Origin of the sequence: Patulibacter brassicae (assembly GCF_033949425.1) — a bacterium.
GTDB lineage: Bacteria > Actinomycetota > Thermoleophilia > Solirubrobacterales > Solirubrobacteraceae > Patulibacter > Patulibacter brassicae.
In genome coordinates this window covers 379,339-392,518 of sequence record NZ_JAXAVX010000003.1, presented here as the reverse complement: position 1 = coordinate 392,518, position 13,180 = coordinate 379,339, and the positions used below count along the sequence as shown (strand labels likewise).

9 protein-coding genes are annotated in these 13,180 nt (G+C 76.2%); 6 read left to right on the top strand and 3 right to left on the bottom strand.

Annotated elements, in window-relative coordinates:
* The first annotated feature begins 43 nt into the window (after positions 1-43).
* Entirely contained in the window at positions 44-2,491 is a 2,448-nt protein-coding gene (locus tag SK069_RS09400; protein ID WP_319953957.1) for a molybdopterin oxidoreductase family protein, read from the top strand.
* On the opposite strand, the gene SK069_RS09395 is transcribed toward SK069_RS09400, so the two are convergent.
* Complete coding sequence (locus SK069_RS09395; protein ID WP_319953956.1) at positions 2,488-4,443, bottom strand: hypothetical protein; 1,956 nt, start codon at positions 4,441-4,443, stop codon at positions 2,488-2,490. The two genes, SK069_RS09400 and SK069_RS09395, sit on opposite strands and share 4 nt — an antisense overlap.
* Before the next feature lie 449 nt (positions 4,444-4,892).
* Between SK069_RS09395 and SK069_RS09390 the strand changes: the two genes are divergently transcribed.
* Complete coding sequence (locus tag SK069_RS09390; RefSeq protein ID WP_319953955.1) at positions 4,893-5,657, top strand: SigB/SigF/SigG family RNA polymerase sigma factor; 765 nt, start codon at positions 4,893-4,895, stop codon at positions 5,655-5,657.
* 69 nt (positions 5,658-5,726) lie between these two features.
* Positions 5,727-8,540 carry an ATP-binding protein gene (locus tag SK069_RS09385; protein ID WP_319953954.1) on the top strand — a complete coding sequence of 938 codons (2,814 nt, stop codon included), beginning with the start codon at positions 5,727-5,729 and terminating at the stop codon, positions 8,538-8,540.
* A 9-nt stretch (positions 8,541-8,549) separates the two neighbouring features.
* Here the strand turns inward: SK069_RS09385 and SK069_RS09380 are convergent, their stop codons facing one another.
* Positions 8,550-9,485: an SDR family oxidoreductase gene (locus tag SK069_RS09380; protein WP_319953953.1), complete on the bottom strand. Its 936-nt coding sequence runs from the start codon at positions 9,483-9,485 to the stop codon at positions 8,550-8,552.
* Between the two features lie 145 nt (positions 9,486-9,630).
* Between SK069_RS09380 and SK069_RS09375 the strand changes: the two genes are divergently transcribed.
* Positions 9,631-10,473 (top strand): helix-turn-helix transcriptional regulator, encoded by an 843-nt coding sequence (locus SK069_RS09375; protein WP_319953952.1) that lies wholly within the window; start codon positions 9,631-9,633, stop codon positions 10,471-10,473.
* 20 nt (positions 10,474-10,493) lie between these two features.
* On the opposite strand, the gene SK069_RS09370 is transcribed toward SK069_RS09375, so the two are convergent.
* On the bottom strand, positions 10,494-11,354 hold the full coding sequence (locus SK069_RS09370; protein WP_319953951.1) for an SDR family oxidoreductase: 861 nt from the start codon (positions 11,352-11,354) through the stop codon (positions 10,494-10,496).
* A 115-nt stretch (positions 11,355-11,469) separates the two neighbouring features.
* Here SK069_RS09370 and SK069_RS09365 point away from each other — a divergent pair, with 115 nt between their 5' ends.
* Positions 11,470-12,288, top strand: coding sequence for an ABC transporter ATP-binding protein (locus SK069_RS09365; RefSeq protein ID WP_319953950.1), 819 nt, complete (start codon positions 11,470-11,472; stop codon positions 12,286-12,288).
* Between the two features lies 1 nt (position 12,289).
* Positions 12,290-13,180, top strand: a complete 891-nt coding sequence (locus tag SK069_RS09360) for an MlaE family ABC transporter permease (RefSeq protein WP_319953949.1) — start codon at positions 12,290-12,292, stop codon at positions 13,178-13,180.

Sequence of the window (13,180 nt, the reverse complement as noted above, 5' to 3'; positions counted from 1 at the left end):
GAACGGGGTGCCCGTCCCGGAGCGGGGCGGGTAGCCGTCCGGCATGCCGGACCGGATCGCCGAGCCCTGGGGGACCCGCACGCCCTACGCCCGCGACGCGCGATGGCCGGTGCGGGTCGACACGCGCCTGGACGACGGCGTTCGGCCGGAGGACGTCGACGCGTGGGTGCCGACGGCGTCGATCCTGCACTCCAACGGCGACGCGCTGGACATCGCCGTGCGCGACGGGCGCATGGTCGGGGTCCGCGGGCGCGCGGACAGCCGCGTGAACCACGGCCGGCTCGGTCCGAAGGACCTCTTCGGGTGGCAGGCCAACCGCTCGGCGGACCGCCTGACCCGGCCGCTGGTCCGTCGCGCCGGCGAGCTCGTGGAGACCGACTGGGACACGGCGATGGCGGCGATGGTCGACCGGTCGCGTCAGGTCCTCGACGAGCACGGACCGGACGCGTTCGGCCTCTACACGTCCGGCCAGCTCTTCCTCGAGGAGTACTACACGCTCGGGGTGCTCGGACGGGCCGGCCTCGGCACGAACCACATCGACGGCAACACCCGGCTCTGCACCGCCACCGCCGGCGAGGCGCTGAAGGAGACGTTCGGCTGCGACGGCCAGCCCGGCTCGTACACCGACGTCGACCACTGCGACGTCCTGTTCCTCGTCGGGCACAACGTGGCCGAGACCCAGGTCACGCTCTGGGAGCGCATGCTCGACCGGCTCGAGGGCCCGCACCCACCGCGGCTGATCGTCGTCGACCCGCGCCCGACGCTCCCCGCCCGGCGCGCCGACGTCCACCTGCCGGTGCGCAGCGGCACGAACGTCGCGCTGCTCAACGCGCTGCTGCACGAGCTCGTGGCCCGCGACGCGGTCGACCACGCCTTCGTCGACGCGCACGCGATCGGCTACGACGAGCTCGTCGCGCAGGTCGCCGACTGCACCCCCGAGTGGGCCGCCGCGATCTGCGACGTGCCGGCGGAGCGGATCCGCGCGGCCGCGGACCTGCTCGCCGGCACCGACCGGATCCTCTCGACCTGCCTGCAGGGCGTCTACCAGTCCCACCAGGCCACGGCCGCCGCCGTCCAGGTGAACAACATCAACCTGCTGCGCGGCGCGGTCGGACGGCCCGGCGGCGGCATCCTGCAGATGAACGGCCAGCCGACGGCGCAGAACACGCGCGAGTGCGGGGCCGACGGCGACCTCGCCGGGTTCCGCAACTGGGCGAACCCCGAGCACGTCCGCGAGCTCGCCGCCCTCTGGAACGTCGACCCGGAGTCGATCGACCACCACGGGCCGCCGACCCACGCGATGCAGATCTTCGAGCTCGCCGAGCAGGGGGACGTCCGCGTCCTCTGGATCTCCGCCACGAACCCGGCGGTCTCGCTGCCCGAGCTCGCGCGGATCCGGTCGATCCTCGCGCAGGAGCGGCTCTTCGTGGTCGTGCAGGACCTGTTCCTCACGGAGACGGCGCAGCTGGCCGACGTCGTGCTGCCGGCCGCGACGTGGGGCGAGAAGGAGGGGACGTTCACGAACGCCGACCGCACCGTCCACCACTCCGACAAGGCGGTCGAGCCCCCGGGGGAGGCCCGCGCGGACCTCGACATCTTCCTCGACTACGCCCGCCGGATGGACTTCCGCGACCGCGACGGCGCGCCGCTGATCCCGTGGCACGATCCCGCGTCGGCGTTCGCGGCGTGGCAGGAGTGCACCCGGGGGCGACCCTGCGACTACACCGGCCTCTCCTACGAGAAGCTCCGCGCCGGCGGCGAGACCCAGTGGCCCTGCAACGACCGGTGGCCCGACGGGCGCGAGCGGCTGTACGACGACCGCGACTTCCCCGCCCACCCCGATCGCTGCGAGACGTACGGCAAGGACCTGCTCACCGGCGAGCCGGTGTCGGCGGAGGCCTACCGGGCCCGCAACCCGGAGGGACGCGCGATGCTGCGCGCCGCGCCGTACGTCCCGCCGGAGGAGGAGCCCTCCGCCGAGCACCCGCTGCGCCTGAACACGGGACGCACCGTCTACCACTTCCACACCCGGACGAAGACCGGCCGCGCCCCGCAGCTCGCCGCCGCGGCCCCCGAGGTCTGGGCCGAGCTGTCGGTGCCCGACGCCGAGCGGGCGGGGGTCGCGGAGGGCGACCTCGTCGACGTCGTGACCGCCCGCGGACGGGTCCGGGCGCGGGCCCGGGTCACCGAGATCCGGGAGGGCTCGGTGTTCGTCCCGTTCCACTACGGCACCTGGGACGCCGAGGGCCGGCGCGATCGAGCGGCGAACGAGCTGACGCGCACCGCGTGGGATCCGGCGTCGAAGCAGCCGATGTTCAAGCAGGCGGCCTGCCGCGTCGAGCGCGTGGCGCCGGCCGAGGACGGTCGCCCGGCCCCGGCGCCCACGACGACCGCGTCGCGCCCCCTCGCGCCCGTGGCGGCGACGGCCGGCGGCCCTGACGCGCGCGTGACCGAGACGACGGGGCCGGCGGTCGCGCGCGGCGGTCCCTAGCTCCGCGTGGCGTGGCCGAGGCGCACCGAGCGCCGGTCGATGATCGTGCCGGCGCGGCGGGTGAGCAGGCTGTAGCGCCCGAGCGCGAACCGGCGGCCGCGAGTGCGCCGCAGGACCACGTCGCGGGGCCGGCCGCCGATCCGCATCCGGCCCGTGCGCGCGACGAGCCGCCCGCCGCGCCGCAGCTCGATCGTGACGCCGTCGAGCGCCGCGCCGGTCGCCTCGAGCCGCAGGAGGACCGCGCCGCGGAGCCGTCGCCGGCGGCCGTAGAACCGCACCCGCAGCGCCGCCCCGCCTCCGCCGTCGGCGACGAAGCGGTCGCCCGGGCCGCAGACCACGGGGCGGCTGACGTCCCCGGACGGCACCGAGCTGCCGAGCGTCGGGTCGCCGCGGCGCAGCTCGGCCGCGGAGACGTCGTCGATCCGCCGGATGACGTCGGCGAACCAGGCGATCTGGCGTGCTGCGAGGCGCTCGTCGAACTTGTCCATGTCGCCGTTCGGCGAGACGGTGAGCAGGTACTCCGGCCCGGCGAGCGCGCCGATCTGCGGCACGCCGGCGTGCTGGAACGCGGCCCCGACGCCGAACTGGACCGGCGGGCGCAGCAGCGCGGTGCGGTCGATCCTCGCCCGCACGAGCGCGTCGCGCGTGATGTCGTGGAGCCGGCCCTGCGTGACCCAGGCGGCGAAGAGCTCGTGCTCGCCGGTCGCGTGCCAGCCGCGGTCGGCGGTGTCCTGCCACCGCGTGCACCCGAGGTGCTCGATCGTCAGCGCCGCCGCGGCCCGGCGCACGAGGTCGCGGTGGGCGCCCATCCACCCCTCGAGCTCCGGCAGCTGATGGCCGCCCGTGTGGCCCGGCCACGCGGCGAACACGAGCGTCCGGCGCAGCCGCTCCCCGGGCGGCAGCGAGCCGAAGTGCCGCGCGAGCTGGACGAGCGCCACGCCGCCGTTCTCCTCGACGAAGCCCTGGCCGTCGGTGTGGGTGTTGCAGATCACGACCTCGTCGCTCGCACCGGGGATCACGGCGGTGACCGACGGCGTCGTGACCGTCGCCCGCGAGGCGGTGAGGGTCAGGCGGGTCCGGGGCCGCCCGCCGGCCAGCGCGCGCAGGCGCCGCCCCGTGTCGCGGTCGACGAACAGGGCGGGCAGGGGCTCGTGGTCGCCGAAGAACGGGAGGTACTGCCCGCGCAGGGCCTCGTACGAGCGGTCCAGGACGAAGACGACGCCGCGCGCGCCGAGCGCCTGGAACGGCGCCAGCGGCAGCTGCAGCCCGGGCAGGATCCAGCTGCGGCGGTACTCCTCGGTCAGGAGGTCGGCCGCGGTGTGGCCCTCCCACTGCAGGTGGGTGAGCAGCGGCAGGAAGATGCCCGAGACGAGCGGCAGCGGCAGCGGCAGGTCGACGAGGAGGATGCTGTCGCGGGTGCCGCCGGCGAGCGTGCCGAGCAGGCCCTGGACGAAGCTCGCCAGCTGCTCCCCGTAGCCGGCCAGGGAGGTCGAGAGCGACGCGAGGTCGAGTCCGTCGATCGACGGCACGGGCGCCACGCCGCCGTAGACGAGCGGTCCCGTCACGCCGCCGGCCGGGGTCTCCTGCGCGCGGGTGAAGCTCGTGGCCACGCGCACCGCGCCGCGCCCCGGGCCGTCGAGCACCTCGAGCCCGACGTCCTCGGCGGTCCAGCGCTCGTAGGCGTAGTCGTCGCAGGGCAGCAGCCGGGCGCCGGCGGCGACGAGCTCGCGCTCGAGCCACGCGACGAAGTGCTGGTGCGGGGCGCTGCCGGTCAGGCGCGGCCCGAAGTCGACCATCCGCTGGACGTCGGCGCGCACCTGCTGCGGGGAGGGCAGCGAGATCGGCGTCCGCGCACGGCCGGGCGTCGCGCGGGCGGGCAGGTCCACGAGGCCGGCGAGCGCGCCGCCCGCAGCGGTCGCCGCCGCGCCGCGCACGAGCGTCCGCCGCGTCACCCCCGGCGACGTGGTGGCTGGTCGGGGGCGGTGCGGGTGGGGCATCGGCGGGGCGGTCGTGTGCGCGGGATCACGGACCGGCGCGAGCATAGCCCGCCGGTCGCGGATCGGGCCCTCGCGGGCCCGTGCGCACCGCTCCTCGCCCGCCGATGTTTCGGCCGCGGCGAGGGCGGGGTAGGGGCGCCGCCGACGGAGGACGGAGCGGTCCCTCGGGCCGCCCGTCGATCGTCGAACACGCACGTTGCAGGTGGCCTAGGCGGCCGGATCTCGGTGCGTCGCTCGCGGTGCGGGCGCCGCGCGGACACCGGCCCGACGGTGCCCGCGTTCCCGGGCCGGACGGACGCCTGCAGCGGACAAGGAGGCGGTTCGCCCCTCGGGTCGCTGCGCTCACCCCGCTTCGGCCGATGGGGCTCCCGGTTCGACACCCCCACGAACAGGAGGACCCCCCAGTGTCCAAGCACCATCACCACGACGATCTCGCGCTGCTGCGGCGCTACCGCGAGACCGGTGACGAACGGGCCCGCGAGGCGCTCGTGCGTCGCGCCATGCCGCTCGTGCGCTCGTGCGCCCGGCGGTACGAGCGGGGCGGCGAGCCGCTCGACGACCTGATCCAGGTCGGCTGCGTCGGCCTCGTCAAGGCGATCGACCGCTTCGACCTCGACAGCGGCGTCCGCTTCGCGACGTTCGCCGTCCCGAACATCACCGGCGAGATCAAGCGGCACTTCCGGGACGGCTGCTGGGCCGTCCACGTGCCGCGGTCGATGAAGGAGCTCGACGCTCGCGTCCAGCAGGCGCGCCAGCGCTTCGAGCATCGCACGGGCCGGCTGCCGAGCGACGAGGAGCTCGCCACGACGCTCGCGGTGACCGTCGACGACGTGCGCGACGCGACGCGCGCCGGCGCCGCGTACCGGACCCGGTCGCTCGAGGGCGACGCCGGCGAGGCGCAGGTCCTCATCGGCAAGCTCGGCGTCGACGAGCCGGGCTTCGAGCAGGTCGAGGAGCAGCTGCTCGTGCGGGACGCGCTGCGCGTCCTGACGCCGCGCGAGCGCCGGATCCTCTACCTGCGCTACCACCGCGACATGTACCAGCGCGAGATCGCCGGCCGGATCGGCGTCTCGCAGATGCAGGTCTCCCGGCTGCTGCGGCAGTCGCTCGAGAAGCTCGCGGCCCACGCGGCGGCGAGCGGCGGGCGGGAGCTCGCCGAGGCGCGCTGAGCCGGCGGCGGCGTCGCGGCGATCCCGGACCGCCGGGGCCGCCGCGACGCCGCCCTAGAATCGACCGCGATGGAACCGTCGCTGCTGGAGCGCGAGGCCCCGCTCCAGGCCCTGCGCACCGCCGTCGAGCGCGCCGCGAGCGGTCGGGGCGGCGTCCTGCTCCTCGAGGGGCCCGCGGGCATCGGGAAGACCGCGCTCCTCGACCGCGTCCCCGCGCTCGCCGCCGCGCACGGCGCCCGGACGCTCGGCGCGCGGGCGGCCGAGCTCGACCGGGGCTTCGCCTTCGGCGTCGTGCACCAGCTCGTCGAGCCGGCCTGGACGGCGCTCGGCGAGGCCGATCGCGCCCGGGTAGCCACCGGTGCGGCGTCGCTGGCGCGGCGCGTGCTCGAGCCGGCCGCGGGCGCGCCGGGCGCGGAGGTCGAGCACGCGACGCTCAACGGCCTGTACTGGCTGCTGGCGAACCTCGCCGACGACGAGCCGCTCGTCCTGCGGGTCGACGACCTCCACTGGGTCGACGAGGCCTCGGCGCGGTTCCTCGAGTTCCTCGGGCGACGCATCGACGAGCTGCCGATCGTCGTCGTCGCGTCGCTGCGCCCGAACGAGCCCGGCGCGCCGTCCGAGCTGCTCGGCGAGCTCGCGGCGGGACCGGCGGCGCAGGTCGTCCGGCTCGGCCCGCTGTCGGCCGGCGCCGTGGCCACGCTCGTCCAGGACGCGCTCGGCGGCGGGGCGGTCCCGGCGTTCACCGCGGCCGCGCACCGCGCCACGGACGGCAATCCGCTGCTCGTGGCGATCCTCGTGCAGGAGGCCCGGCGGGCGGCGCTGCGCGGCCGCGAGGACGAGATCGCGCGCCTGCTGGACCTCGCCAGCGAGGGCGTCGCGCCCGTCATCGCCCGGCGGCTGCGAGCGGTCGGCCCCGACGCCGCGGCGGCGGCGCGCGCGCTCGCCGTCGCCGGGGAGCGCGCGTCGCTCGCCGACGTCGCCGACCTGGCGGGGCTCGATCCCGAGCGGACCCGCGCCGCGGTCGGGGTGCTGCGGGAAGCCGAGCTGCTGGCGCCCGCCGGCTGGGGGTTCACCCACCCGCTCGTGGCCGACGCGGTCCTGCGCGGCGTGCCGCGCAGCGACCGGTCGGGGCTGCACCGCCATGCGGCACGGCTCCTCCGCGCGCGGGGCGCCCGGGCGAGCGAGGTCGCGGTCCACCGCCTCGCGGCGGATCCCGAGGGCGACCCCGAGGCCGTCGCCGACCTCCGCGCCGCGGCGGCCGGCGCGGCGGCGGAGGGCGCCACCGGCACGGCCCTCGAGCTCCTGCGTCGTGCCGTGCAGGAGCCGCCCCCCGCGACGCTGCGGGGGATCGTCGAGCTCGAGCTCGGCGAGCGCGCGCTGCACGCCCACCACCCCGACGCGATGCACCACCTCGAGCGCGCGCTCGAGGCGGGGCTCGGGCCCGAGGAGGCCGCGCGCGCCCGCGCCGCGCGCGCGTTCGTCCTCCTGCACACGGACCCCGCCGCGGCGCTGCGGGAGGCCGAGCGCGCCCGCGCGGAGACCACCGACCCGCGCCTGGACCTGCGGCTGGAGTCGTTCCTGCTGGAGTCGCTCGTCTTCGTCGACGGCTTCGCCGAGGAGCGCGAGCGGCGCTTCGCCGCCGGGGCCGCGGCGGCCGAGCCGTCGCCGGTGATGCTCGCGCACCTCGCCCTGCAGGCCTCGTGCGCCGGCGCGCCGCCCGCCGAGACGCTGACCCTGTCCCGCCGCGCGCTCGCCGACGGCCGCCTCATCGACGCGGTCGGCCCCGCCGGCTCGACGTGGAACCTCCTGACCCACGCGCACCGGTTCGCCGAGGACGTGGCAGGCACGGAGCAGCTCCTCCGGCAGGCCGACGCGCACGTGCGCAGCACCGGCGACCACCTCGCCTCGATCTTCGTGAACCAGTCGTGGGGCTACTGGCACCGCGACTTCGGCTCGATCGCGACGGGCGCGGCACGCGCGCAGCTCGGCCTCGACGCGATCCGGCGCCTCGACCTGGAGATGACCGAGCGCGCCCTCGCCGCGATCACCGCCGAGAACCTCGTGCTGCTGGACCGGCTCGACGAGGCGGCCGAGGCCGTCGACGTGCCGCTCGGCGCGTGCGAGGGGACCTTCGTCGAGCCCTACGTCCGCTCCGCGCGGGCGCTCGTGCGGACGTGGCGGCGCGACGTCGCCGGCGCCGAGGAGGACCTGCGCCGCACGCTCGCCTCCGGCGACCTCCGCGGCTGGCGCAGCCCGTTCGCCACGCGGGCGCGTCTGCGCCTGGCGACGCTCCTGGCCACCCACGGCGACCGCGACGAGGCACGCGCCCTCGCCGACCACGACGTCGCGGTGGCACGCGCGGCCGGGACCGACGGCGCGCTCGGCGCCGCGCTGCGCGCCCGGGCCACGACGACCGACGGCGACGAGCGGATCGAGGCGCTGCGGGAGGCCGTCGCGATCCTCGACGGCGGGCCGATGCGGCTCGAGGCCGCGTGGGCGCGCCTGGATCTCGGCGGCGCGCTGCGGCGCGCGGGGCACCGCGCCGACGCGCGCGACGCGCTGCTGCCGGCGCTCGACCTCGCCGCGGCGGCGGAGGCGACGCTGCTCGCGCGCCTCGTCCGGGACGAGCTCGAGGCGGCGGGCGCCCGTCCGCGGCGCGAGCGGCTCAGCGGCGTCGAGGCCCTGACCCCGAGCGAGCGCCGTGCCGCCGACCTCGCGGCCGAGGGCCTGACGAACCGCCAGATCGCCGAGGAGCTCTGGGTCACCCGCAAGACCGTCGAGCATCACCTCGGCCAGGCGTACGCGAAGCTCGGGATCCGCTCGCGCGCCGCCCTCGCGGCGGCGCTCGGCCGCGAGGCGCCGGCGACCGCCGCGCGCGGCTGAGCCGGCCGCTCAGCCGCGCTCGGCGATGAGCTCCTCCGTGATGCGCCAGAAGCGGCGCGCGTCCTCGGGGCTGCGCAGGCGGGAGTAGAGCCGCTGCTCGGCCGGCGGCCCGCCGAGCCTCCCCAGGCCCGAGGGACCGAAGAACGTCCCGTTCGCGGCCTCGGGAGCCGTGGCGGCGACGACCGCGGGGAGCGACGCGGTCTCGACGGTGCCGAGGAGGATCCCGCGCGCCGACAGCGCCCGGATCACCCGCACGCTGCGGGTGTCGCGCTCGCGGCCGAGCTCGGGTCGCGCGGAGAGGAGGCCCGTCGGCGCCACGCCCGGATGCGCGAGCGTGCTCGTGATCCCCCAGCCCCCGGCCTCGCTGCGGCGACCGAGCTCGAGGGCGAAGAGGCCGAAGGCGATTTTCGAGTGGCTGTAGGCCCGCATGCCGTGGTACGAGCGCTCCCAGTTCGGGTCCTCCCAGTTGATCGCGTTGCGATCGGCGGCGATGCTGATCTGCGAGGTCACGCGCGCCCGGCCGGCGCGCAGCAGCGGCAGGAGCCGGTCGACGAGCGCGAAGTGCCCGACGTGGTTCGTCCCGAGCTGCAGCTCCAGGCCGTCGGCGGTCGTCCGGCGGTCGGGCGGGGTCATCACCCCGGCGTTGCCGACGAGGATCCCGATCGGCACGTCCTCCTCCAGCAGCGCCGCGCCGCACGCCGCCACGGACGCCAGCGACCCGAGGTCCAGCGTCCGCAGGGAGACGGCGGCGTCCGGCGTCCGGCGCCGGATCTCCGCCAGCGCCGCCTCGCCCTTCGCGGGATCGCGGACCGGCAGCACGACCTCGGCGCCGGCGGCCGCCAGCCGGGCGGCGATCCCGAGGCCGATGCCGTCGCTGGCGCCGGTCACGACGGCGCGCCGGCCGGCGAGGTCGGGAACGGTGATGGAGTGGGGCGGGCGGGACATCGAGGCTCCTGGTCGTGCGGGTCCCCTCCACGGTGGCGCAGCCGCCCGCGCGCAACCAGGACCCGTCGATCCCCCGGTCCGCGCCGCAGCGGGGGATCGACAGGTCGTGGTCGGCGCCGCCGCGGACCGGTAGAACGGACGGCGGATGGTCATCGATCGAGCCGGCCTGGCGGCGTTCCTCCGACGCCGCCGCGCGTCGCTGCAACCGGAGGACGTCGGGCTGCCCCGCGGCCGGCGCCGTCGCGCGCAGGGCCTGCGCCGCGAGGAGGTCGCCGCGCTCAGCCACATGTCGACGGACTACTACGCGCGGATCGAGCGCGAGCGCGGACCGCACCCGTCGCCGGCGATGATCGCGTCGATCGCCCAGGGGCTGCACCTGTCGCTGGAGGAGCGCGACCACCTCTTCCGGCTCGCGGGCCACCAGCCGCCGCCCCGCGGCGGTGACGGCGAGCACGTCAGCCCCGGTCTCCTGCGGATCCTCGACCGGCTCGCCGACACGCCGGCCGAGATCGTCACCGAGCTCGGCGAGACGCTGCGCCAGACCCCCGTCGGGGTGGCCCTCAACGGCGACGCCCGGGAACGGACCGGGCCCGCCCGCAGCCTCGGCTACCGCTGGTTCACCGATCCGGCGACGCGGGCCCGCTACGCGCCGGACGACCACGCGTTCCTGTCGCGGCTCTACGCGTCGGGCCTGCGCGAGATCGCCGCGCTGCGGGGCCCGGGCTCGCGCGCGGTCGGCTACGCCGAGGCGCTGCTGGCCGAGAGCGAGGAGTTCCGGGCGCTCTGGGCCACCCAGGAGGTCGGCCTCCGACCGCGGGAGCTCAAGCGCTTCGCGCACCCGCAGGTCGGCGCGCTCGAGCTCCACTGCCAGTCGCTCGTGGACCCCGACCAGGGCCACCGGCTGCTCGTCTACACCGCGGTCCCCGGGAGCGAGAGCCAGGAGAAGCTCCGGCTCCTCGGCGTGCTCGGCGCGCAGGCCCTGGGCTAGGGCGGACGCGGCTCGCCGGATCAGGCGAGCGCCGCGCGCAGCGTCGCCTCGTCCGGGACCTCGTCGATGAAGAAGTCCGGCTCGAGCGCGGTCGCCGCCCCGTGCGGGTGGTAGCGGCCGAGGTCGGTCGCACCGGCCTCGATGAGCACCTCGTCGTCGATCAGCGCCCGCCCGGTCCGCTCCCGCGGGGCGCGGCGGAGGATCTCCAGCGCGGCGTCGGCGACGATCTCCGTCGTCCGCGCGCGGGCCATCGTCGCGTCGCCGCCGAGGAGGTTCTGGACGGCGGCGGTCTGGATCGCCGTCCGCGGCCACAGGCAGTTCGCGGCGATCGTCGGCTCGTCGGCGGCGAGGCCGAGCGTCAGCATCGTCATGCCGTACTTCGACAGCGTGTAGGCGGCGTTGCCGGCCAGCCAGCGCGGCGCGACGTCCAGCGGCGGGCTGATGCTCAGCACGTGGGCGTGGTCGGAGCGGCGCAGGTGCGGCAGGCACGCCTTCGTCACGACGAACGTGCCGCGGTGGTTCACCGCCTGCATCAGGTCGTAGCGCTTCAGCGACAGCTCGCCCATCGGCGAGAGGTCGACGGCGCTGGCGTTGTTGATGCACACGTCGATGCCGCCGAAGGTCGCGACGGTCTCGGCGACGGCCCGCTCGACGGCGTCGCCGTCGCGGATGTCGCCGACGATCGGGAGCGCGCGTCCCCCGGCGGCCTCGATCCGCGCGGCGGCGGTGTGCACCGTGCCGGGCAGGGACGGATGCGGGGCGTCGGTCTTGGCGACGAAGGCGATGCTCGCGCCGGCGCCGGCGAGGCGCTCGGCGATCGCCAGGCCGATGCCGCGGCTGCCGCCGGACATGAAGACGGTGCGGTTCTCGAGGGTGCTCATCGCCGCGAACGTAGGCCCGCACCGCGCGCCCGGCAACGGGATTCATCCGGTCGGGGGCATCGGTTGCCCCCAGAGAGCCTTTCCGCGCCGGGCGGGCGCCGCAGAGAGTAGGCCCATGACCGCGACGGTCCCCACGACCCGCCTGCCCGGCGGCGCGCCCCACGAGCGGGAGCCCGGCGATCGCTGGTCGGTCGAGGTGCGCGACGTCCACAAGCGCTTCGGCGACCGCGTCGTCCTCGACGGGCTCTCGCTCGGGATCCCGGAGGGCTCGATCACCGTCGTGCTCGGCCCGTCGGGAACCGGCAAGTCCGTCCTCGTCAAGCACCTCATCGGCCTGCTGTTCCCCGATCGCGGCGACGTGCTCGTCCGCGGTCGCTCGGTCCCGCACATGGACCTCGGGGAGCTGCTGGCGATGCGCCGCCGGTTCGGCGTCCTGTTCCAGGACGGGGCCCTGTACGGCTCGATGGACGTCTTCGACAACGTCGCCTTCCCCCTGCGCCAGCACACCGACCTGCCGGAGGACCGGGTCGCGGAGGTCGTGCGCCGGCGCCTCGACGACGTCGGCCTCGGCGCCGTGGCGCGCCGCCTGCCCAGCGAGCTCTCCGGCGGGATGCGCAAGCGCGCCGGGTTCGCCCGCGCGCTCGTCCTCGAGCCGGAGATCGTCATCTTCGACGAGCCGGACTCCGGCCTGGACCCGGTCCGCACCGCGCTGCTCTGCGAGCTCATCCAGGCCATGCACGCCGAGCACGGCGGCACGTACGTCGTCATCACCCACGACATCGCGTCGGCTCGGCGGATCGGCGAGGTCCTCGCCGTGCTCTGGAAGGGCCGGGTCGTGGCGTCGGGCCCCGCCGCCGAGATGCTCGCGTCCGACGACCCGCTCGTCCGGCAGTTCCTCGCCGGCGCGCCGCGCGGACCCCTGGGGATGGACTGACGTGTCCGGCGACCTGACGGTCCGCGGCCCGGCGCCGGGCGGCGGGCGAGCGACGCCGCCGCGCGCGGCGGAGGCACCCCCCGCCGGCGCGCCGGCCGCCGAGGGGCCGCTCGGCGCGCCGGTCCGGGCGATGGAGCAGGTCGCCGGGATGGTGCTGCTCACCGCGCGGGTGGTGACGACGTCGCTGACCCCGCCCTACTCGTGGCGCCCGGCGGTGATCGACGAGGCGTACCTGCTGCTGCGCCGGTGCCTCGTGCCGATGATCTTCTCGACGGTCTTCTTCGGCTTCAGCGCGCCCGGGCTGCAGGCGTCGAACTTCCTCACGCTGCTGGGCACCACGGACCGGCTCGGCGCGTTCTTCGTCATGGCCTCGGTGCGGGAGTTCGCGCCGTGGATCACCGCGATGGTCGTCGCGGGCGTCGCAGGGACCGCGATCTGCGCCGACCTCGGCGCGCGCAAGGTCCGCGAGGAGCTCGACGCGATGCTCGTGATGGGCGTGGACCCGATCCGCTCGCTCGTCGTCCCCCGCTTCTACGCGCTCGGGGTGATGACGTTCCTCCTGAACATCATCGCGCTCGTCTTCGGCGTCATGGGCGGCTGGGTGTCGGCGGTCGTCGTGTTCGGCGAGTCGACGTCCGGGTTCCTCTCGACGTTCGCGTCGAACTTCAGCCTCCCCGACCTCCTCGGCAGCGTGCTGAAGACGACGGGCTTCGGCTTCATCGTCGCGATCGTCTGCTGCTACAAGGGCATGCACGTCAGCGGCGGCTCCTCCGGCGTCGGGCGCGCGGTCAACCAGGCCGTCGTCGTCTCCTTCGTCGGGATCTGGGTCTTCAACTACGCGTTCACCTCGACGCTGCTCGCCGCCTTCCCCGAGACGGCGAACCTCCACTGA